We start from the raw sequence: 22,149 nt of genomic DNA, 5'->3' as shown, positions 1-22,149 counted from the left end.
ATATAAATTACTGATAATGGCTATTAAAGAATTTTTCGACATCCCCGCACGGTACAAGAACTGGTCAATGGCATTGATGGGAGTCGGCGTTTTATCTGTTATCATCGGTTTTATATTATATGGAACCGGTGAACACCACGGCGCAAGATTTTGGGCTACCATGTTGCAGAACAGTACTTACTTTTTGCTGATCACCAACGCGGCTATGTTTTTCATCTGCGCAACTACCCTGGCCATGGGCGGTTTTCAGATGGCGTTCCGCCGTGTTTCAGAAGCCATTTCTATAGCCGTAATTCCTTTAGGTATTATTGCGCTTGTCGTTTTAATAGCCCTTTGTGTAATTGATCCTCATATCTACCATTGGTTACATCCCCAGGGTGATAAGATCCTGGAAGGCAAATCAGGCTTCCTGAACAGCGGATTTTACATCGTCTGGACCATTCTTACCATTGGTCTGTGGATTGTTCTGGGTTATAAAATGCGCCAGTTATCGCATGAGCTGGATAATAATCCACTGCCCGATACTGAATCTGGCCGTCGCTATATTTTCAAAAACAGCGTTTGGGCTTCTATCTTCATCGTATGGTTTGGTTTAACTGCTATGTCAGTTACTCCATGGTTGTGGTTGATGAGTTTGGATGCACACTGGTTCAGCACCATGTACAGCTGGTATACTTTCGCCAGTACATTCGTTGCCGGCCTGGCGCTCATCACTATTTTTGTAGTGTATATGAAAAACCAGGGCTACCTGGAGTACACCAACGAAGAGCATATTCATGACCTGGGTAAGTTCATGTTTGCCTTCTCTATCTTCTGGACATACTTATGGTTTGCTCAATACATGCTGATATGGTATGCAAACATTCCTGAAGAAACTATCTATTTCAAATCACGCGTAACCACCAATCATCATAGCGGTGCATACACCGGTCTGTACTGGTTTATGTTCTGTATCAACTTCATCGCACCAATTTTGATATTGATGCGCCGCGGTTCAAAAAGAAATTATACCACGGTTACATTTATGGCAATCGTGATAATTTTCGGTCACTGGTTGGATTTCAATCAAATGGTATTTGCGAGCCTGTTCCCTGAGCATGTACAGCTGAACCTGTTTGATTTTGGTGTGGCGGCCGGTTTTGTAGGTTTGATCATGTATTCAACTGGTAAGGCAATGGCGAAATATCCCTTGCTTGCGAAAAACCATCCGTTCATTAAAGAAAGTATTATCCATCATACCTAACAGGATTCAAACAGGTGTGATACTTAATAAATCAGCGAACTTTGTTTCGATAGTATAAAAATTATTGAAAGATCATGACAACTACCGGAGTATTTTTGTTAGCCATCCTGGCGCTTGGGTTTCTGATTACGTTTCAGATAGCCAAGGCGAGTGAGTATGTATCCGTTTTAAAGGGAGAAAAAAAGTCTTTCGAGCAAAATAACAGGATCAACGGATTCCTGATGGTAGTGTTCCTCGTACTGGGGCTTATAGGGGTGTACCTGTGCAATGAAGCACTGTATCCCAAAACATTGATGGTTCATCCATCGGCTTCTGACCATGGTGAGAACATCGATACCATGTTGAAGATCACCATACTCATTACCGGTATTGTGTTTTTCATTACCCAGATCTTATTATTCTGGTTTGCTTATAAATATCAGTACAACGACAAAAGAAAAGCATTCTACTATCCCCATAATAACAAACTCGAAGTTTTGTGGACAACCGTTCCCGCCATCACTTTGTGCTTGCTGGTAGGTTTCGGTTTGTATTACTGGTTTAAAATTACCGGTGAAGCGCCTGAAAACGCTATGAGAGTAGAGATCACCGGCCGTCAGTTCGGTTGGATCTATCGCTACCCGGGTAAAGACAATACCTTTGGGAAGAAATATTTCCGCATGATCGATGAAGCCAATGGCAATATGCTGGGTATGGTATGGAAAGACTCTGCCATGGAAACGCCAAACGGTGTTCAAAATCTGAAAGCAGATGCTACAGGTTATGATGATATCATCGAAACATCGGCCATGTACCTGGTAAAAGATAAACCAGTAAAATTGATCATCAATTCACGCGACGTTATCCACGACGTTGGTTTACCACACTTCCGCATGAAGATGGATGCCGTTCCCGGTACGCCAACTACTATGTGGTTTACGCCCAAGTACACTACTGAAGAAATGAAGAAGATCACTAATAACCCCAATTTTGAATATGAGATCGCCTGCGACCAAATGTGCGGTAACGGTCACTATTCAATGAAAGGGCTTATTAAAGTAGTAACCGAGCAGGAATATAAATTCTGGTTGGCACAACAGAAGCCGTCGTACAAGCCTGCTGAAGTGGCGCCTGCTGCATCACCTGCACCAGTTGCTGATTCAACAAAAACAGCTGCTGCCGGTACACCAAAAGCAGTATTGGCTGCTAACTAAAACCAGAGACTTTAAACAGAATTATTACGACCTCAAAACAAGATACAATGAGCCACGGTCACGCAGAAGTTTTAACATCGCATGAAGTGCATCACGATGAGCATGGCGCGCATCATCACCAACAGTCGTTTATTTCAAAATACGTATTCAGCCAGGATCACAAGATCATTGCGAAGCAATTCCTGATCACTGGTATGATATGGGCCATTATTGGTGGTTTGATGTCAGTGTTGTTCCGCTTGCAATTAGGTTACCCCGACCAAACTTTCCCCTGGCTGGAAGATATTCTGGGTAACTGGGCAAAAGGCGGTAAGATCACCCCTGAGAACTATTATGCATTGGTAACCATGCACGGTACCATTCTGGTATTCTTCGTGTTAACCGGTGGCTTAAGTGGTACATTCGCCAACTTCCTCATTCCTTTACAGGTAGGTGCACGCGATATGGCTTCGCCAATGATGAACATGTTGTCATACTGGTTCTTCTTTGGCGGTAGCATCGTAATGTTGTCTTCCCTGTTTATTCAAACCGGTCCGTTCAGCGGTGGTTGGACAGCCTACCCGCCATTGAGCGCCCTGGGTGATGCGTCACCTGGTTCTAAAACCGGGATGGATCTGTGGATCACAGCGATGGCCATGTTCGTAGTATCTTCTTTATTAGGTGGTTTGAACTACGTTTCTACTGTATTGAACCTGCGTACCAAAGGTATGAGCATGACCCGTTTGCCTTTGACCATCTGGGCCCTGTTCTTCACCGCGGTTTTAGGTATCTTATCTTTCCCTGTGTTATTATCAGGTTTCATCCTGTTGCTGTTCGATCGTCACGGCGGCACCAGCTTCTACCTGTCAGATATTTATATTGCTGCTACCAATACCGCATTGCCAAATGAAGGCGGTAGCGCTATCCTGTACCAGCACTTGTTCTGGTTCCTGGGTCACCCCGAGGTGTACATCATCCTGTTGCCAGCGATGGGTATGGCGTCTGAGATCCTCTCAGTTAACTCACGCAAACCGATCTTTGGTTACATGGCGATGGTTGGATCGCTGTTCGCTATCACCATCCTCGCCTTCCTCGTATGGGCGCACCACATGTTCGTAACCGGTTTGAATCCGTTCCTGGGCTCAGTATTCGTACTATTGACCCTGTTGATCGCCGTTCCTTCGGCCATCAAAGTGTTCAACTGGTTAACTACCATCTGGAAAGCAAATATCAAGTTTACACCCGGTATGATGTTCGCGTTAGGTTTTGTGAGCCTGTTCATCTCTGGTGGTTTAACTGGTATCTTCCTGGGTAACTCTACACTGGATATTCACCTGCACGATACTTATTTTGTAATTGCGCACTTCCACATTGTAATGGGTGTGTCGGCATTCTTTGGTATGTTCGCCGGTATTTACCACTGGTTTCCCAAAATGTATGGCCGTTATATGAACAATACACTGGCCTTCATCCACTTCTGGGTAACCCTGGTTGGCGCTTACCTCATCTTCTGGCCAATGCACTACGAAGGTTTGGCTGGGATGCCCCGCCGTTACCTGGATTACAGCAACTGGTCATCATTCAACATGTTCGGTGATCTGAACAAGTTCATCTCAACTGTAGCTATCATCGTGTTCGCTACACAGTTACTGTTCGTGTTCAATTTCTTCTACTCTATTTTTAAAGGTAGAAGATTGACTACGCAGAATCCCTGGGGCGCTACTACCCTCGAGTGGACTGCACCTATTCACCCGGGCCATGGTAACTGGGAAGGTGAGATCCCTGAAGTTCATCGCTGGGCTTATGATTACAGCAAGGATGGACGTGATTTCATTCCTCAAACTGAGCCAATCAGTGCGAATGAATCTAAACACTAATTGAGTGTAAGCAGTGGGCAACCACTATTAAAACATATTTTTTAACTGATGGAGCAAGTAACCGTGAAGCAACAGAGTTCTTTAAATATTGCCGGTAAGGTAAAGGATTATATGATGCTGATTAAATTCAGCCTCAGCTTCATGGTTGTGTTTAGTGCTGTTATCAGTTACCTGCTGGCGCCGAAGGTTGTTGAATACGACTGGCTTCACATTATCCTGTTGTTTATAGGTGGCCTGCTGGTAACCGGCAGCGCCAACACCGTAAACCAGATAGTGGAGAAAGATACAGACGCTATGATGGCGCGCACTGCCAAACGCCCGGTAGCATCCGGAAGAATGCAACCGGCAGAAGCATGGGCCTTTGCCATCATTGCGGTAGTGGCAGGTTTATTCATCCTGGGCTATTGCTTTAACTGGTTGTCGGCCGGTTTGGCCCTGTTCAGCTGGTTTGTATATGCCTACATGTACACCCCATTAAAAAAGGTAAGCGCCGTATCGGTGCTGTTAGGCGCCGTGCCAGGGGCTTTACCCTGTTTAATTGGCTGGGCTGCAGGTCAGGATGAATTAAGCGTTGGCGGTTGGGTGCTTTTTGCCATCCAGTTTTTCTGGCAGTTCCCGCACTTCTGGGCTATCGCCTGGATTGCGCACAAGGATTATTCCAATGCCGGGTTTAAACTGATGCCTTCAGTAGAAGGACCTACCAAGTATTCAGCAGTACAGTCGATCATTTACTCACTGGTATTGATACCGGTTGGCACTTTGCCTTACCTGGTTGGCATGAGTGGGATGATGAGTTTCGTGATCGTACTGATAGCAAACCTGTTCATGCTTTGGCAAAGCATACGGCTGTATCGTGAAATGGAGAAGAAAGCCGCGCGCCGGGTAATGTTCACCAGCTATATTTATTTGCCTATAGTATTATTAGCTTTACTGGCCGATAAATTATAAAAGATAAAAACTTTAAAACCGTGATGGCAGAAGCAGTGAGTACGCAACGAAAAAAAATACATCCGCACAAGTTTACCTTGTGGGTAGGCATAGGCAGCATCATTATGATGTTTGCCGGCTTAACCAGTGCCTATATTGTAAAAGGCAGTTTGCCCGGGTTTAGCTCGGTGCATATGCCACAGATCTTTTATTATTCAACTGCCGTGATGCTGCTCAGCAGTTTTACCATGCAATGGGGTCTGAAATCGTTTAAAGAACGGGGTATGCAACAATATCGCCGCTTATTAACGGTTACTATGATCCTGGGAATCCTTTTCATAGGATTGCAGATCACCGGGTTTTCACAACTGTGGAATTCCGGGAACAAACTGGCGGGATCAGCGGGGGCAGGACAGTTCTTATACGTAATTTTCGGATTGCATGCGGTGCACGTTTTAGGCGGCATCATTGCACTGATAGTGATGTTCATAAAAGCATTCAGCGCACGCATCAGGAATTATAATTCAGTACCGGTAGAGGTGATGAGCACCTACTGGCACTTTGTAGACCTGTTATGGGTTTATTTGTTTGTGTTCTTTTTGTTTAAATCTTAATTGCAGAACTACTAATACTAAAATAGCAACATGGCACAAGTAGCAACGGCTAATCAAGGCATGTGGACCGGAGGAAAGAGCCCATTCAAAGTGGAGTATGGCAAGTTAATGATGTGGTATTTCTTAATGAGCGATGCTTTTACTTTCGGCGCATTCTTGATTTCGTACGGAACCATCCGGTTTTCAACTAACTCATGGCCCGACCCCAACCACGTGTTCAGGTCTTTCCCTATCGTGGGCGAAATGCATATTCCGCTGGCGTTCGTGAGCTTAATGACCTTCATCCTGATCATGAGTTCGGTAACCATGGTACTGGCCGTAGGCGCTGGTCATGAAATGAACAGAAAAGAAGTGTTGAAATGGTTAGGCTGGACCATCCTCGGTGGTATCGCTTTCTTAAGCTGCCAGGCCTGGGAGTGGACACACCTGTATCACGAAGGCGCCTGGTGGGGTCATAATCCGTTCATGAACATCGACGGTACAATGTCCTCTACCAACTTTACCAACTTCTTCTTTACCATCACCGGTTTCCACGGATTCCACGTATTGTCTGGTGTAGTGATAAACATCATCATGTTCATCATGACGTATAAAGGTGTGTTCGACAGAAGAGGCCACTACCTGATGATCGAGAAAGCTGGTTTGTACTGGCACTTTGTTGACCTGGTATGGGTATTCGTATTCACTTGTTTTTACCTGTTCTAGTAGGTTGAATATTTCAACTACTGATTATTATAACATAGGCAGTTAATTGATTTATATATAATATTGCGATTATGGAAAATGCACATGTAGCAGCAGTACCGCACACTCACGCACACGACGAGGCACATACTTTCGACAGAAAAGCGATCTGGAGAACTTTCCGGATACTCTTATACATCACGGTATTCGAATTGATTCTGGCAATCACATATTATGAAATTGAGTTTTCGAACCCACACCTGGTAAAACATTTACTGAATGGTGTATTCGTTATACTTACACTGGCAAAGGCTTTCTTTATCATAGCTGAGTTCATGCACTTGCGTCATGAGATCAGAAATCTGATCCTCAGCATTTCTATTCCGGCTTTATTGTTCATCTGGTTTATTACCGCTTTCCTGTGGGATGGAAATTCTTACAAGAACCTGCGTAATACCTACGACAAACATTACAAAGAGCATGCTACTGAAAAAGTAGAGCAAAAAGAGCCGGCTAAACCAGGTGAAAAGGAAGAGCCTGGCAAATTACAATAATGACTTTACTGCTAAATGTGATATAAAAAAGAACCATCGTCACCTGACGATGGTTCTTTTTTTAAGTGGAACGGGTTAATGAGCAATGAGTTACAACGGTTCATCCCATAGGAAATACATAAATGTATTTTATTCAAATAAAAAGCTGCATGGCATTGTGCCTTACGGTAACTTTGCGCAGCAAAAGAAAAACCCGTGAGTCAGAAAGCATTATTAGCCCTGTGTATCGCTATTTTTTTACCGCTTATAAGCTACTTCATTGTAAAGGGAGTTAGCAGGGATGCCATTCATATGCCTCCGCATTACTATGCCGATGATATAGTTGATTCGGTAAAGAATGGAAAAGAAGTAAGGGATACTTTCTGGCACCAGGTAGCCAACATTAAGCTAAGAAATCAGCTGGGTGATTCTGTAACATTAGACAGCTTGCGAGGTAGAATAATAGTAGCCGATTTCTTCTTTACCCATTGTCCCTCTATTTGTCCTACCCTTACAAAGAATATGAAAGGGCTGCAGGACGCGCTTAAAATGAAGGATGTTACCAAAAGATTAGATAGCTCGTTTGTTCAGTTTTTATCATTCACTGTTGACCCCCAAAGAGATACTGTAGAACAACTGAAAAAATACGCCACGCACTTTGGCGTGAACCCCGATGTGTGGTGGATGCTTACCGGTCCTAAAAAGACCATCTATGATTTTGCGTTGAACGAAGTAAAGCTGGGCCTGCAGGATGGGGAAGGGGTTGACTCCAACTTTATACACACCCAGAAATTTGTAGTGATCGATAGAAAAGGCATTGTGCGTGGTTATTACGATGGACTGGATACAATGGCCCTTTCCAAACTGGCAGAGGATATAACCCTGCTGATGTTGGAAAAAGACAAAAACGAACCTTCGCCAGTATTGGCCCAACTGATAAGCATTTGGCCAATTTACATAGCTGTGATCATAGCTGTTGTGCTATTTGTTTGGATCACGCGCAGACCAGCAAAAGAACCCAAATTTATATAGTTATGCTACCTCCCGTACTGGCAAAAAATGATAAAAAGGCCCACTGGCTCATTCTTGTATTTTCCTTTATAGTTTTTGTTGCGGTGTCGGCATTAAGTCGCATCAAGCTCGATGTAGACCTTGGTTTTAACGTACATGTTTTTGCGCAGTTGAACGCCGTAATTAATGCCATTGTAAGCCTGTTGTTGCTGGCCGGTTTGGCTACAGCAAAACAAGGCAAATATGAACTGCACATGAAGATCATGATCACCGCATTGATCTTATCAGTGATCTTCCTGGTGTCCTACATCTGTCACCATTTATTTGCCGGTGAAACAAGGTTTGGCGATTTGAACCACGATGGTCAAATGAGTCCCGAAGAGATTGCATTGGCCGGTCCCAAAAGAACACTGTATTTTATTATACTCTCCACCCATATTCCGCTTGCTGGTCTTGTTTTGCCCTTTATACTTTATACGGCCTACCGGGCGTTAATTGGTGAATATTCCCAACACAAAAAACTGGCCCGTTACACCTGGCCTGTTTGGTTATATGTTTCAGTAACCGGTGTTTTGGTATATTTAATGATAAGTCCTTATTATTAATATTTTTCCATGCAACAACCCAATGCATTTAGAGTGCTGAAAATACTGCATACCGCTTTATTGATGAGTATGATTATATTCAGCCTGATCGCCATTGTACTGGTTCAGCGGAACCTTGTACCTGCCTCCGGTGAAACGCTTGAACGCAGCTTTCAGGTGATTTGTATCCTGGTATCAGGTGTTATGTTATTGGGTGGGTTCAATCTTTTCAAGAAAAAGATGCTGGCTGCCCGCAATGATACCGGATCGGGTGAGCAAAGGATGGACTTATATCGTTCTGCCTGTATCTTGTGGTGGGCAATGATCGAGGGACCGGGTTTACTGGCAACAATAGGGTATATGCTTACACACAATCTTGCATTTTTAGCGTTGGGGGTGTTTCATATAGCGTGCTTGTTTGTTTTCACCCCTCGTAAGGCGAATATTGTGGTGTTGTTGAATTTGACTAATGAAGAAGTGTCTAGGTTGGAGGGGAAAAAGTAGTTGGAGTGGCCTGGTTAATAGAGAGGGCCGAGTTGACCAGTTAACCAGTTAACCAGTTGACAAGGAATTGAAGCGAGGGATTTGAGGTAAATAGGGATAAGTTGATAGGGTTGATGGAGTTGGTAAAGGGTTGAAAGATGAAACGAGTGAGAGATGAAAATAGTGAGGAATATTACACTGGCGCGAGTCCTTTCACGTTTCACGTTTGACGTTTCACGACTCAGCATTGCCGATTCACGATTGCCGATTCACGACGAAAAGCATTTTATTATATGAAGCAGTTAGTTTGCATCACTCCCGGCCAATTTGAATACCAGCAGGGACAGCAACCGGAGGTTAAAGAAAATCAGTCGTTACTTAAAATAAAACGCATAGGTATTTGCGGAACCGATCTGCATGCCTATGAAGGCACACAGCCTTTTTTTAATTATCCGCGCATTCTGGGTCATGAACTGGCTGCAGAATATGTATCGGGTGATGCGCCTGGGTTTAAAGCGAGCGAACCCGTAACTATTATTCCTTATTTCAATTGTGGGAAGTGTATTGCCTGCCGCAGTGGCAAACCTAATTGCTGTACCAGCATCCAGGTATGCGGCGTGCATGTTGATGGCGGCATGCGTGAATATTTAGTGGTTCCTTCTTATTCATTGTTGCATGGCGATGGATTGAGCTTTGATGAGCTGGCATTGGTTGAACCGCTGGCTATTGGCGCACATGGTGTTCGCCGGGCAGGAGTTCAGCCTGGTGAATACGTACTGGTAATTGGCGCCGGTCCTATTGGCCTGGGCATTATGGAATTTGCCCGCATAGCCGGTGGTCATGTTATTGCCATGGACATCAATGAACAACGCTTACAGTTCTGCCGCGAAAAATTACAGGTAGCGCATACCATCAATGCGGCTACTGATAATGTAATGCAGCGCCTGCAGGAGATCACCAACAACGACATGCCTACCGTAGTGATCGATGCTACCGGAAGTTTAAAGGCTATCAATAATGCATTTCAATACATGGCACATGGCGCCCGTTATGTGCTGGTTGGTTTGCAAAAGAATGAGATCAGTTTTTCCCATCCCGAGTTTCATAAACGCGAAGCTACTTTAATGAGCAGCCGCAATGCCACCAGGGAAGATTTTGACCTGGTAATGAATAGCATGAAAAAGAAACTGGTGAATCCCGCCACCTATATTACCCACCGGGTAATGTTTGAGAAAGTAAAGGATGAGTTTGCGAGTTGGCTGAAACCGGAAACGGGAGTTATTAAGGCTATGGTGGAGTTGGGGTAGGGTTGACCAGTTGACGAGTTGACCAGTTGACGAGTTAACTAGTAGGAAGTTCATAGGGTTGATAAAGTTGATAGCGTTGATAAAGTTGACAGGTTAACGAGTTGATAAGTTAACAGGTTTAATAAAGCCGAGGTATGAGCTTTTGAGATCATTCGCCTTAACGCGAACCCTTTCATCCGCCAGCTGGCGGACCGTTTCACGATTAAGCGGGGCTCAAATGTCGCGAACCCATTGCCGATTCACGATTGCCGATTCACGACTAAATCAACTCCGTCGAAGGATCCCAAAACAGCTTCTTAAAATCAACCACCGTATCATTCTTAACCTTTACGCCTTCTTTCTTCAGCTGCTCTTCCATTTTCGAAGGCGGGTTAAAATGATGTTTACCGGTTAACATACCATTGCGGTTTACTACGCGATGGGCAGGTATTTTAGGTTTGGCTGAATGGGCCGCGTGCATGGCCCAGCCTACCATTCTTGCCGATAGTTTGGTGCCCAGGCAACTGGCAATAGCGCCGTAAGAAGTAACACGGCCCTTGGGGATCTGGCGGGCTACTTCAAAAACCAGCTCGAAAAAAGATTCTTCTTTTTTGCCCGAAGGATTTACGGAAGCCAGTTTTTCCCTGGCGGTGTTATTGGTTTTTTTGCGTGGTGCCATCTTGTTTATATTGATTAAGCAACTGGCTCTTTCGGGGCTCGGGAACATTTACATATTCAAACGGACAGTGCCGGCATCCGTTCCCACAACAATGCCCTCTTTCCAGATGATATTGTGCCGTAAGCACCATATACCCCTGTTCATTATAGTAAAAGTCAACTCCTTCTGTCAGATTCTTCTTCAAGCAATAATATTTTTAAAGCACTTTCTTTATCAGGTAGAGGAGTGGCCGGCAGCATGAATTGTAAATAATGCACCTTGTTGCTTTGGGCAATGTCCAGCCCTTCGTAATGCGTTTTAATTTTCAGCACATCGCTCACTTCACCGGCATATACATCGGCAATGTCCTGTATGATTGGAAGATCATATAAATCGATCACCCATTTGGTGAAACGGTACAGGCTTGGCGAATCGGTTTTCAGGTGAATATAACCACCCGGCCGCATTATTTGTTGGTACAGTTGCAGAAATTTGGGGTGGGTGAGTCTTTTACGGGCCTTGGAGGTCCTTAATTGCGGATCCGGGAACGTAAGCCAGATCTCCGACACTTCACCCGGTGAGAAATAGGTGCCAATACGATCGATCTGAGTACGCAGGAAGCCTACATTGGACAGATTCTCCTGCAAGGCTTTTTTGGCGCCTACCCAAATGCGATTACCCTTCACGTCAACTCCCAGGAAGTTCCGGTCGGGAAATAACCGGCCCAGTCCTAGGGCGTATTCACCTTTACCGCAAGCGAGTTCAAGGGTAATGGGATGATCGTTATGAAAAAAGTTTTTCCAGGTACCGGGCATATTGTCCGGGTATTGCAGCACATTGGAGAATGTGAGTACTTCAGCGAAGCGTTGTAATTTTTTTTGGCCCATGAAGCCGCAAAAATAGGCTAAAAACAAAAATGCCGTCAATATACTGATAGCCAATATAAAGACGGCATTTGAAGCTGTAGAGGGAGGATTCGAACCTCCACGGGGTAGTTAGCCATGGTGCAAATCTGTGGTGGTCAACCCCAGTCGACCAATTGCTTGATCGGCATTACACCACGTTTATCCCAAACCCCCACCCCCGAGACAAGAGGGCATGTCTGCCAAGTTTCATCACTCCACAAGATAAAAACGTGTAAAAAAAGCTGCTGTAGGAGAAGGATTCGAACCTCCACGGGGTTGTTAGCCACGCCCGAAAGCGTAATTTGTCCTTTGTTCCCCACCCCCGAGACGAGGGGGCATGTCTGCCAAATTTCATCACCCCACAGTGTATTTGTCGCTGTTTAAAGAACTATTACAGCACAATATTAAAGAAACTGCCGGTATTGTTGTAAATTATTCAAGAGAAATTTGGAAAGTTTCGATAATATGCAAATATTTGCACTATTGCTTGAATTTTGTAAAAAAACGATTGCAAAAATGGCAGCTAAATTGAATTTGGATAAACTGGACCTGCAGATCATCCACGAGATGATGGATAATGCAGAAATTTCATATGCAGATCTGGGTAAGAAGCTTTTTGTTTCCGGAGGTACAATTCATGTTCGGATAAAAAAACTACAGGAAGCGGGTATAGTCAAAGGTACAAAATTAAATGTGGACCTTAAAGCGCTCGGATACGATGTTATTGCATTTATTGGCATATATCTTGAGAAAAGCTCCCTGTACGATTTTGTAGCTAAAGAACTGCAGCGCATCCCCGAAATTGTACGGTTGAATTATACAACTGGTAACTACAGCATGTTTGCTGAGATCGTGTGTAAAGATATTAATCAATTACGGTTTGTATTACACGATGAATTACAGAAGATAAAAGGAATTGAACGCACCGAAACGTTTATTTCGCTGGAAGAAAGTTTCAGCCGGAACGTTCAGGTTTTTACACAATAGCCAATTTTCATAGTAAAATATGTAAAACGGCAGCTTTTTTGCGTTGTAAGTATAATTCAAAATTTATCTCTACCTATTATGAAAAAATTTATCCTGCTTGGTTTGGCCGTACTCCTTGTTCTTTCTGCTGCTGTGAGTTGTAAAAAGAAGAAAAATGGTAACGAGGGTGGTTGTGGCGAACAGGCAATAAAAGTAACAACCATTCCAGCCATCAACACGGTTGATCCTCCCGCTCCCGGAACTGATTTTCCTTTAGTTGTAAATATTGAAACCATGCCGCCATTAGGCGCTACCGTTATAGTAAATGCCAAAACTGAAAATAATGGTACGGTCTTCTTCACGGAGACTCGCGATAAAGCATTAACATCTAATAGCTTTACCATCACCAAAACACCTCCTGGTGTTAGTTGCCTGGTTACAATTACTGTAACTTCTGCAACCTGTAACACCAATACCTGGTCTGGTACTTATAGATACACGGCTAAATAAACTGGATGATAAATTATACTACCTGCCCTGCGAAAGTTGGGCAGGTTTTTTTATTCCTTCACCTGCAAGGCATCACGTAAACCATTGCCCAGCATATTAAACGCCAGCACCAGTAACATAATGGCAAAGCCGGGCGCCAGTGCCAGCATAGGATTGTGGGTAATTATAAAGTTGTAGTTTTCTTTTATCATTAATCCCCAGCTTGGTTGCGGTGGTTGAACGCCCACGCCTAAAAAGCTTAATCCTGCTTCTATTACAATAGCCGAAGCAAAGTTGGAAGCCGCCATTACCATCACCGGTCCCATTACATTGGGCAGCACATGGCGAAAAATAATCCGGGTATGCGAATAACCCAATGCTTTGGCGGCCTCTACATATTCCAGCTCACGCACGCTTAATACCTGTCCGCGAATAATACGGGCCACACTTACCCACATGGTCAATCCAATGGCAATAAACACCTGCCAAAAGCCTTTGCCCAATACCAGCGTAATGGCGAAAACCAGCAACAGCGTAGGTATGCTCCAGATCACATTGATGAACCACATAATTACCTCATCGGTTCTACCCCTGAAATAACCTGCCAGCGCGCCCAGCAATACGCCGATACTTAATGAGATCAGAACCGTGACCAGTCCTACACCGAGGCTTACGCGAACGCCAACCAACAACCTGCTTAAGATATCGCGGCCATATTTATCAGTTCCCAGGCGGAACTTTTTTGTAGTGATCTTAAAATCACCTTTGGCCGATCCTTCCTGCCAACGGGTTTGGGCTATGGGCAGGGCAACTCTTTCTGAAATACCTTCGTCGATGTATTTCTGAATAAGCAAACTATCGCCTTGTTGGTGATAACCGGTGATGGGAATGTATTGGTATTTATCTTCTTTGCCGGAAAAAAGGCGGTTGAAGAAACCCGCAGATCTGACCTTTCCTGCCCGGGGTAATTCAAGAAATGACTGGGTATAACCGGGTTGTTGACCACCTATTTCCACCACCATCCTGTTGGCATTGGGCGAACCATCCGGCGCTAAAAAGTAGGCAAATACAGCTATCAGTATGGCCAACGCAATAATGGCTATACCAATCAGTGCCCCTTTGTTCTTTTTAAGTCGCCGCCAGGTTGTTCTTGTGGTGGCAGTAGTCATATTGTTATTTCTTTATTCGTCTTCCTTTCCACTCGTAATGTCCAAATTTACCCAACCAGCCTGCAATAATGGTATAACTGATATGCAGGGGTTGCAGAAAAGGAAAATACTTCATTAACTTTTGCTGGCCAAAAAAGATGGCTACCGAATTTACGAATGGAAATTCTATTAACACTTTTGCCAGCAATAATAACAGCACCATCAACAGCCAGGTACCATTCCATAACGAGGCAACAGCGCCTGCCAGAAAGCAAACATTCAACAGGTATACTAATAACAAAACCCAGAAGATGCGCTTGTCATCATAGCTGTCGGCTTTGCTTGCCCAGCGAATGCGCTGGTGAAAGAACTGTTTCCAGTTGTGCGCCGGTTCTGTAGTAACAATGGCGGTATTATTCTTCAGGTAAAATACCCTGTCGGGATATTGTTTAAATATTTTATGCATTAACAACATATCATCCCCCGAGGCAATGGTATCGATGTTGTTAAAACCACCCACTTCATAAAACGCCGACTTTTCATAAGCCAGGTTGGCGCCATTGCACATGGAGTGAAACCGTTTATACACCGACGCGGCTGTAATGCCTTGCAGGGTCAAAAAGTCAAGGGTTTGAAAAACGGATAATAACGTCGACTGATTATAGAACGTAACGGGTGCTGCAATAAATTTGGCGTCGTTGGCTTCATAGAATGCGGCTATCGATTGCAACCAGTTTGGGTTGAACCGGCAATCAGCATCGGTAGTTACAATCAATTGTCCGGCGGCGGCATTGATGCCGGTTTCAATGGCTTTCTTTTTATAAGAACCGACTGCACTTCTTTCTTCCACATGATCTTTTAACGCCAGGGCTTTTATCTGCAGTCCATCAAAACGCAATCCCTGTAAAAGCGACCAGGTATGATCGGTTGAATGATCGTCGATGACAATTACTTCATAAAGATGTTTCGGATATTGCTGGTCCTGCAAAGATTGTAACAGGGTAGGAATGTGTTGCTCTTCATTGCGCGCGGCAATAATGACTGAGATGAATACGGAAGCCTGCTTTTCGGGTAAAACAAATTCCGGCAACTTGTTCCAGGCACTGTGATAATAATTTATCAGCAGGGCATAGATCACCATAAACAGAAAGAACAGGAAAAAGAAAACTGGCATCATTCAATTGGATTTGGAAAATATTTTACGATTCTATTAATGATATTATCTCATTCACTTGTTTTTCCTGTAATACCTGGTGGCCTGTCTGAATAATATGCAACGTACAGAAAGATTCAATACCTCTTCGAAATTTTTCTCCCCGTTCGGACCGGATGATTCGATCGTATTGCCCATATAACAATCGAACCGGCAGGGCATGTGTACGGATTAACTTTTTTATAAATGCAAGGTTGGGTTTAATCGCACGCATGGTGGTCCAACGTTCGTATAACAACCTGCGTACAGTGGTATCGTTGATATAATAGCGGGTGAATTTTAAAACACTTTGATTGATCAGTTTTAATTTATTGCCGGCTTTCAGCAAGGAGAAGAACCAGCCGGAATGTTTCATGGTATATCCGAACAAACGGTTGCCAATATAAGTCTGCGTGGCCAGCCAGTACCAGAAATTTACCTTCAACCCATCGGGCGCCAGCAATACTGTTTTTTCTATTTTGGTAGCAAGCGATTGCAGTAATTGTAACGCAACTCTGCCGCCCATGCTATATCCTAAAAGGGTTATGGGTTGTATACCATCGCAATATTTTGTATGCAGGGTTTCAGTGATGGTTACCAGGTCGGCAACAGAGAACTGCAGGCCTTCGTTCCATTGCGTTTTGCCATGAAAGGGAAGATCGATGCCAATGAGTGTATAGTCGGTTCCAATATATTTTTCAAGAAAGTGAAACGACTCCGAGGATTCGCCATAGCCATGCAAACAAAGGATCAGCTTTTGCCCGGTACCAAACCAGCAATAATGCACTTGCGACGACCGGTATGGAAGAAAAGCAGTTTGCATGTGTATAAATCGGCTACAATATAAGTATTAAGCGGCACACAGGGCATTGAACAGATCGTTTGTACAAGAAGGTGGTTCAATTAAAAGAAAGTTTTTCCTGAGTAGAACAGATCCTGTTTACAATAGAAAAATCATTTTTTCACTGGAATGGATCCTGTTCTTTTTAAAATGCTTCTGCTTATATGGAATCACCTGCTGTTTTAATTAAGACTGGTTCTGTTTGAATTAAAAGAAAGTCAGTCTACATGATAAATCAAATTTCCTGGTGAAAAGCGAGTCGAAATAGTCGGTAGAAGTTTTTTTCTCAATAAAACAGAGGCTGTTTTCAATGGGAAATTTGTTTTCTCGCGAAAATCTATTGTGTTCTCACGAGGAATGTATCTTTTCTTAAATGAAATGTGCTGTTCCTGATGAGAAATGGTACTGTTTTCAGGAAACAACTATTGGTTTAAATGAAGATTCAGCATTTCATGGCAGAAAATTGTTTTTTCTATTGCAAACACATAGTGTTCTATTGAGAAAATTACTTTTTTTGTCGAATTTAAGAGGTCTTTGTTTTAATATATTATTCATTTCCAGCCAATTGAATATTTATTAGCATTATTAAAAGCCAGTATTTCCTTATTTCAGCCAACCTTCACTATTATAACCCGCTTACAAATATTTGCCGGCCAAAACTTGTTGAAATGAAGGTAAAATACTAGATTTGGATAGTTGTATAAACAACTATATGACAAACAACCAATTCAAGAGAGGCGAATTATACAGTTTTATCACTGGAAAGGCATCAACGGCTATTGCCCGTCGGCTGCAGAAAAAGTTCAATACAGCGAACCTTAATTTAACTATTGAGCAATGGAGTGTGCTATACCATTTATGGAAACAGGATGGTATCAGTCAGCAGGAGTTGTGCAATGCATCGTACCGCGATAAACCCAGCATTACCCGGTTAGTAGATAACCTGGAAAAACTGCAACTGGTAAAACGGGTATCATCAGAGTCAGATCGCAGAATGAACCTGATCTATTTAACCGGCCGCGCCCAAAAGCTGCAGGACCAAACCATGGAGCTGGCCAATGAAACGTTGTTGGAAGCACTGGAGGGAGTTAGCCCGGACAGAATTGATGTATGTAGGGAAGTGCTACAGATAGTTTATGATAACCTGAAGTAGTTGACCAGTTGACCAGTTGATCAGTTGACGAGGTTAACAAGTTGATAGGGTTGATATAGTTGATAGAGGGAGTATGAAATAAGAGGTTAGAAGTAGGAAGTTGAAAGGGTTGACAAGTTAACAGGTTGAATGCAAAAGTGAGGCTCGAATTACGGAGGTCGTTTCACGTTTCACGTTTGCCGTTTCACGAAAAGCACTCAGAATAACGATTGCAACAAAATTTACCCAACAATAAACATACTACATATGAGCACCACCACACAACAAAACATACTCAAAGGCGGTGAATGGCTTATAAAGGAAAGTTCCCCCTTTGATACCTTCATCCCGGAAGATTTTTCAGAAGAACAGCAAATGGTAAAAGACATGTGCGCTTCGTTCCTCGATGCGGAGGTATTGCCTATTCTCGACCGCATCGATAAACTGGAACCGGGTCTGATGCCTTCACTTGTTACCAAAGCCGGTGAACAGGGTTTGCTGGGCGCTTCCATTCCCGAACAGTATGGTGGGCTGGGTAAAGACTTTATTACCTCTAACCTGGTAGGGGAAGGACTGGGCGGCGGTTTTTCATTTTCCGTGGCGGTTTCGGCGCACATGGGTATTGGCACCCTGCCGATCCTTTATTTTGGCACCGACACCCAAAAGAGTAAATATATTCCCAGGCTTGCTACAGGCGAATGGAAGGGTGCTTATGGCCTCACAGAGCCCAACAGCGGCAGCGATGCATTAGGCGCCAAAACAACAGCTACTTTAAGCGCCGATGGAAAGCATTACCTGTTAAACGGGCAGAAGTGCTGGATCACCAATGGTGGTTTTGCAGATGTGTACACCGTGTTTGCGAAAATTGATGGCGACAAGTTTTCGGCCTTTATTGTAGAAAGAGGTTTTGAAGGGTTTACGCAAGGGGCCGAAGAACACAAAATGGGTATCAAAGGTTCTTCAACCGTTCAGTTGTATTTTCAGGATTGTAAGGTGCCGGTTGAAAACCTGCTGGGTGAAATTGGCAAAGGCCACATTATTGCCTTCAACATCCTGAACATAGGCAGGTTGAAATTGTGTGCAGCTGCCCTGGGCGGCGCCAAAAGGGCCACTACCACCAGCATTCAATACGCCAATACCCGCGAACAATTTAAAACGCCTATCGCGTCATTTGGCGCTATCAAAAATAAACTGGCCGAAATGGCCATTGTCATGTGGGTAGCCGAAAGCGCTTTGTACCGCACCGCCAAATGGATCGATGATAAAGAGCATGAACTGCTGGCCGCCGGTAAATCATTCAGCGAATCAGTGCTGGGCGGGGCAGAAGAATATGCCATCGAATGCGCCATCTTAAAAGTATTTGGCAGCGAAACGCTCGATTTTATAGTGGATGAAGGCGTACAGATCCACGGTGGTAATGGTTACAGCGATGAATATGTAATTTCAAAAGCCTACCGCGATAGCCGCATCAACCGCATTTATGAAGGCACCAACGAGATCAATCGCCTGTTAACGGTTGATATGGTATTGAAACGCGCCATGAAAGGCCGTTTAGACCTGATGACAGGCGCCATGAACGTGCAGAAAGAATTGATGAGCATCCCCGACTTTGGCAGCGGCGATGAAGAAGCTTTTGCCAAAGAGAAAAAGCTGATCGCCAATTTTAAAAAGGCCATCCTGTTAACAGCCGGTGCCGCAGTACAAAAACTGATGACGAAGATCGAGCAGGAGCAGGAAATACTGATGCACATTGCCGATATGGCAATTGCCACCTTTGCCGCCGAAAGCGCCCTATTACGGGCCATGAAGCTGGTTGATCGCAAAGGCGAAGCCGCAGCTGCCTTTGAACTGGATATAACAAGAACTTATTTATACGATTCCGCCGACCTCATTCACAAACATGGCAAAGACGCTATTAATGCGTTTGCCGATGGTGATGAACAACGGATGATGTTATTGGGAATAAAACGGTTTACAAAAATGGAACCTTTCAATAGCAAGGAAGCCAAACGCCGCATTGCTGCGAAGCTCATTGCCGATAACCGGTATCCACTGTAAACATATTATCCGGACGGAAAATTAATAACCCTTTTGCGCTTTGGCAGAAGGGTTTTTTCTGTGGGTTAACTCGTCAACTTGTTAACTGGTCAACTTATCACCTTCTTCTCCCTCATCAGATTTAAATGCAGCCCGGGCAAGCAATAAAAAGCCGGCAGTGGCATGAAGTATAAAACAGGAATGTGAAACTTTATCGTTGTAACCAGTACTGGTGAGCATAATGGTCATAGAAGCTATCACAGCCATAAAACAAACGATCAATAAGCTGTTTACAAAGGGTACTATACGCATACGGTTAAATTTTGTAGCACGAATTTCAGATTGAATATAATATCTGCCTTGCAATTATTCTAACTTTTGGATAAAATCAATTGGGTTTTGTAGAAAATATAGGGGTTTGCCCTTGGGCTATCAGGGTTTTGTAAGCTAAATACCCCTTAGGACACAAGGTTTTGCGAAAGCTGAAGGCTATTTTAAACCCTCGCTATTTTTCGGTTATTTTTGTCGCCATGAACTGGCAACAACTTACTAGCAGCAAACGGAGCGGCTCTGAAAACAAGACGGCGTACACCGATGCGGTACGAACGTCCTTTGTTAGGGATTATGATCGCCTGATATTTTCAAGCGCTTTCAGACGGTTGCAGAATAAAACCCAGGTATTTCCGTTACCCGGTCCCGGCGTGTTTGTGCATAACCGCTTAACGCATAGTTTAGAGGTGGCGTCGGTGGGCCGGTCGTTGGGTAAAGCGGTGGGCGACGCCCTTGCGCAGAAATACCCACAGGAAAACGATTACTTCCGCGAGTTTTATAAATATGAATTGCCCTCGGTAATTGCCGCCGGTTGCCTGGCGCATGATATTGGTAATCCACCGTTCGGGCATTCGGGTGAGGACGCCATCCGTACTTTTTTCACGGAGCTCACCGGGACGGAAAAGGCGCAATTTTCGGAATTGCTCAGTGAGAACCAGCAACGCGATTTTCTTTATTTCGAAGGGAACGCCAATGCTTTTCGCACCCTTACACATAGTTTTAATGAAAAAGCAGCCGGTGGTTTCCGGTTAACCTACGCAACACTGGCCTCCATTGTAAAATATCCATCCGATTCACTGAGCGGGTTTAATAAACAACAGCTGGTAACAAAAAAATCGGGATTCTTTGATTCGGAGATTGAAACCTATAAACATATTGCCAATGAACTGGGCATCCCCCGGCTCGATGACTCAAAAAACATTTTTGCCCGCCATCCCTTTGTGTACCTGGTTGAAGCAGCCGATGATATCTGTTACCGCATTATTGATTTTGAAGATGCGCACCGCCTTAATATCATTTCCATCGATACTATTAAAGAATTATTCCTGCAGTTTTTTGAGAATGAGACCGGCTATGATGCCAGAGAAAAGGTAGAAGATACTTTTAACGGCATAAACGACAATAACCAGCGGGTGCAGTTCTTACGCGCCAAGCTCATAAACCTGCTCATCAACCGCGTTACCAATGTGTTTATGGAGAAAGAGGAGGAGTTGCTGCAGGGTACCTTACAAAGATCATTGATCGATTATTTGCCGGAATCGGAATTGCAGTTGATGAAAACCATCGACGAATTTTCCATCCAGCATATCTATAATCACCGGTCGGTAGTGGAAATTGAAATTGCCGGTTACAATGTAATTGGCGGTTTGCTGAAAGAATTCTTTGCGGCGGTTATCAATCCCAAATCGGCCAAATCAAAGAAACTGCTGCAATTGATCTCCCAACAGTTTATAATTACCGGTGAACGCGACAAGCTGTACAACGACATTCAATCGGTAGTTGATTTTATTGCGGGTATGACCGACCTGTTTGCGGTAGACGTTTTCAGAAAGATCACGGGGATTGAATTTCCACAAATACGATAAAATAAAACCTTAAAAATATGACTACACGCCGCGAATTTATTAGTAACACCGGAAAAGCGATGGTTGCCGGTGGATTGGTTACCTTAGCAGAAAATGGGGATCCCGTTATGATAGAAAACAAATTTATCCATCACGTTTATTTCTGGTTAAAGAATGCCGGCAGCAAGGAAGATCGCGCCAAACTCCTCGAAGGTCTGCATAAGCTATCGATGGTACCAACTATCAGAACCTTTCATATTGGTCAGCCGGCCGATACCAACCGCGATGTAATTGAACGGGGGTACGTATTCAGCTGGTTCGCTTTGTTTGATAATGGGGCCGACCAGGCAAGCTACCAGGTTGATCCTATTCACCTGAAATTTGTTGAAGACTATTCGCACTTATGGAGCAAGGTAATTGTGTATGATTCTGTAGATGCTAAATAACGGTGGCCCATGAACGGATACTTACT

The 22,149-nt window shown here is 43.9% G+C and carries 24 protein-coding genes; 17 read left to right on the top strand and 7 right to left on the bottom strand.

All coding sequences use genetic code 11. The annotated features are described in order from the left end of the window. The first annotated feature begins 16 nt into the window (after positions 1-16). The 11 genes from ACJ751_RS04285 (at position 17) to ACJ751_RS04235 (ending at position 10,435) form a co-directional block, all read left to right on the top strand. On the top strand, positions 17-1,243 hold the full coding sequence (locus tag ACJ751_RS04285; protein WP_407744136.1) for a quinol:cytochrome C oxidoreductase: 1,227 nt from the start codon (positions 17-19) through the stop codon (positions 1,241-1,243). Positions 1,244-1,317: 74 nt separating this feature from the next. Beyond that, positions 1,318-2,436 (top strand): cytochrome c oxidase subunit II, encoded by a 1,119-nt coding sequence (locus ACJ751_RS04280; RefSeq protein WP_407744135.1) that lies wholly within the window; start codon positions 1,318-1,320, stop codon positions 2,434-2,436. Between the two features lie 47 nt (positions 2,437-2,483). Next, on the top strand, positions 2,484-4,292 hold the full coding sequence (locus ACJ751_RS04275; protein ID WP_407744134.1) for a cbb3-type cytochrome c oxidase subunit I: 1,809 nt from the start codon (positions 2,484-2,486) through the stop codon (positions 4,290-4,292). A gap of 48 nt (positions 4,293-4,340) precedes the next feature. Continuing rightward, positions 4,341-5,240, top strand: a complete 900-nt coding sequence (gene cyoE, locus ACJ751_RS04270; protein WP_407744133.1) for a heme o synthase — start codon at positions 4,341-4,343, stop codon at positions 5,238-5,240. A gap of 23 nt (positions 5,241-5,263) precedes the next feature. Then, positions 5,264-5,833 carry a heme-copper oxidase subunit III gene (locus ACJ751_RS04265; protein ID WP_407744149.1) on the top strand — a complete coding sequence of 190 codons (570 nt, stop codon included), beginning with the start codon at positions 5,264-5,266 and terminating at the stop codon, positions 5,831-5,833. A 30-nt stretch (positions 5,834-5,863) separates the two neighbouring features. Further along, entirely contained in the window at positions 5,864-6,538 is a 675-nt protein-coding gene (locus ACJ751_RS04260) for a cytochrome c oxidase subunit 3 (RefSeq protein ID WP_407744132.1), read from the top strand. A 71-nt stretch (positions 6,539-6,609) separates the two neighbouring features. After that, on the top strand, positions 6,610-7,071 hold the full coding sequence (locus ACJ751_RS04255) for a cytochrome C oxidase subunit IV family protein (protein ID WP_407744131.1): 462 nt from the start codon (positions 6,610-6,612) through the stop codon (positions 7,069-7,071). A 195-nt stretch (positions 7,072-7,266) separates the two neighbouring features. Continuing rightward, the gene (locus tag ACJ751_RS04250) at positions 7,267-8,082 is read left to right on the top strand and encodes an SCO family protein (RefSeq protein WP_407744130.1); all 816 of its coding nucleotides are present in this window, start codon (positions 7,267-7,269) and stop codon (positions 8,080-8,082) included. Between the two features lie 2 nt (positions 8,083-8,084). Further along, a complete protein-coding gene (locus ACJ751_RS04245; protein ID WP_407744129.1) occupies positions 8,085-8,666 on the top strand; it encodes a DUF420 domain-containing protein in 582 nt (193 codons plus the stop codon). Positions 8,667-8,675: 9 nt separating this feature from the next. Then, positions 8,676-9,149 carry a hypothetical protein gene (locus tag ACJ751_RS04240; RefSeq protein WP_407744128.1) on the top strand — a complete coding sequence of 158 codons (474 nt, stop codon included), beginning with the start codon at positions 8,676-8,678 and terminating at the stop codon, positions 9,147-9,149. A gap of 272 nt (positions 9,150-9,421) precedes the next feature. Then, entirely contained in the window at positions 9,422-10,435 is a 1,014-nt protein-coding gene (locus ACJ751_RS04235) for a zinc-binding alcohol dehydrogenase family protein (RefSeq protein ID WP_407744127.1), read from the top strand. Between the two features lie 259 nt (positions 10,436-10,694). On the opposite strand, the gene ACJ751_RS04230 is transcribed toward ACJ751_RS04235, so the two are convergent. From ACJ751_RS04230 to trmB, 3 genes are read right to left on the bottom strand one after another with little or no spacing between them, the layout of a single operon-like run. Further along, complete coding sequence (locus tag ACJ751_RS04230) at positions 10,695-11,093, bottom strand: MGMT family protein (protein ID WP_407744126.1); 399 nt, start codon at positions 11,091-11,093, stop codon at positions 10,695-10,697. Continuing rightward, positions 11,068-11,223 carry a DUF5522 domain-containing protein gene (locus ACJ751_RS04225; RefSeq protein WP_407744148.1) on the bottom strand — a complete coding sequence of 52 codons (156 nt, stop codon included), beginning with the start codon at positions 11,221-11,223 and terminating at the stop codon, positions 11,068-11,070. The genes ACJ751_RS04230 and ACJ751_RS04225 overlap by 26 nt, the downstream gene beginning before the upstream one ends. A 25-nt stretch (positions 11,224-11,248) precedes the next feature. Beyond that, positions 11,249-11,959, bottom strand: coding sequence for a tRNA (guanosine(46)-N7)-methyltransferase TrmB (gene trmB / locus ACJ751_RS04220; RefSeq protein WP_407744125.1), 711 nt, complete (start codon positions 11,957-11,959; stop codon positions 11,249-11,251). 534 nt (positions 11,960-12,493) lie between these two features. On the opposite strand from trmB, the gene ACJ751_RS04215 reads away from it, so the two are divergent. Next, on the top strand, positions 12,494-12,964 hold the full coding sequence (locus tag ACJ751_RS04215; RefSeq protein WP_014222623.1) for an Lrp/AsnC ligand binding domain-containing protein: 471 nt from the start codon (positions 12,494-12,496) through the stop codon (positions 12,962-12,964). Between the two features lie 78 nt (positions 12,965-13,042). Continuing rightward, positions 13,043-13,453 (top strand): hypothetical protein, encoded by a 411-nt coding sequence (locus tag ACJ751_RS04210; protein ID WP_407744124.1) that lies wholly within the window; start codon positions 13,043-13,045, stop codon positions 13,451-13,453. 50 nt (positions 13,454-13,503) lie between these two features. On the opposite strand, the gene ACJ751_RS04205 is transcribed toward ACJ751_RS04210, so the two are convergent. From ACJ751_RS04205 to ACJ751_RS04195, 3 genes are read right to left on the bottom strand one after another with little or no spacing between them, the layout of a single operon-like run. Continuing rightward, positions 13,504-14,601 carry an ABC transporter permease gene (locus tag ACJ751_RS04205; protein WP_407744123.1) on the bottom strand — a complete coding sequence of 366 codons (1,098 nt, stop codon included), beginning with the start codon at positions 14,599-14,601 and terminating at the stop codon, positions 13,504-13,506. Between the two features lie 4 nt (positions 14,602-14,605). Then, positions 14,606-15,757, bottom strand: a complete 1,152-nt coding sequence (locus ACJ751_RS04200) for a glycosyltransferase (RefSeq protein ID WP_407744122.1) — start codon at positions 15,755-15,757, stop codon at positions 14,606-14,608. 22 nt (positions 15,758-15,779) lie between these two features. Continuing rightward, on the bottom strand, positions 15,780-16,595 hold the full coding sequence (locus tag ACJ751_RS04195; protein WP_407744121.1) for an alpha/beta hydrolase: 816 nt from the start codon (positions 16,593-16,595) through the stop codon (positions 15,780-15,782). Between the two features lie 730 nt (positions 16,596-17,325). On the opposite strand from ACJ751_RS04195, the gene ACJ751_RS04190 reads away from it, so the two are divergent. Next, positions 17,326-17,766 (top strand): MarR family winged helix-turn-helix transcriptional regulator, encoded by a 441-nt coding sequence (locus ACJ751_RS04190; RefSeq protein ID WP_407744120.1) that lies wholly within the window; start codon positions 17,326-17,328, stop codon positions 17,764-17,766. Between the two features lie 246 nt (positions 17,767-18,012). Beyond that, entirely contained in the window at positions 18,013-19,803 is a 1,791-nt protein-coding gene (locus tag ACJ751_RS04185; RefSeq protein WP_407744119.1) for an acyl-CoA dehydrogenase family protein, read from the top strand. A gap of 81 nt (positions 19,804-19,884) precedes the next feature. Here ACJ751_RS04185 and ACJ751_RS04180 read toward each other — a convergent pair whose 3' ends face one another. Next, positions 19,885-20,094 carry a hypothetical protein gene (locus ACJ751_RS04180; RefSeq protein WP_407744118.1) on the bottom strand — a complete coding sequence of 70 codons (210 nt, stop codon included), beginning with the start codon at positions 20,092-20,094 and terminating at the stop codon, positions 19,885-19,887. A 218-nt stretch (positions 20,095-20,312) separates the two neighbouring features. On the opposite strand from ACJ751_RS04180, the gene ACJ751_RS04175 reads away from it, so the two are divergent. Together ACJ751_RS04175 and ACJ751_RS04170 are read left to right on the top strand one after the other, a co-directional pair. Further along, complete coding sequence (locus ACJ751_RS04175) at positions 20,313-21,698, top strand: deoxyguanosinetriphosphate triphosphohydrolase (protein ID WP_407744117.1); 1,386 nt, start codon at positions 20,313-20,315, stop codon at positions 21,696-21,698. Between the two features lie 17 nt (positions 21,699-21,715). Next, the gene (locus tag ACJ751_RS04170) at positions 21,716-22,123 is read left to right on the top strand and encodes a Dabb family protein (protein ID WP_407744116.1); all 408 of its coding nucleotides are present in this window, start codon (positions 21,716-21,718) and stop codon (positions 22,121-22,123) included. Positions 22,124-22,149: the final 26 nt, after the last annotated feature.

Source organism: Niastella sp. (genome assembly GCF_045805085.1).
GTDB lineage: Bacteria > Bacteroidota > Bacteroidia > Chitinophagales > Chitinophagaceae > Niastella.
The sequence above is the reverse complement of the archived record's forward strand: the minus strand, read 5'-3'. Positions and strand labels throughout refer to the sequence as shown.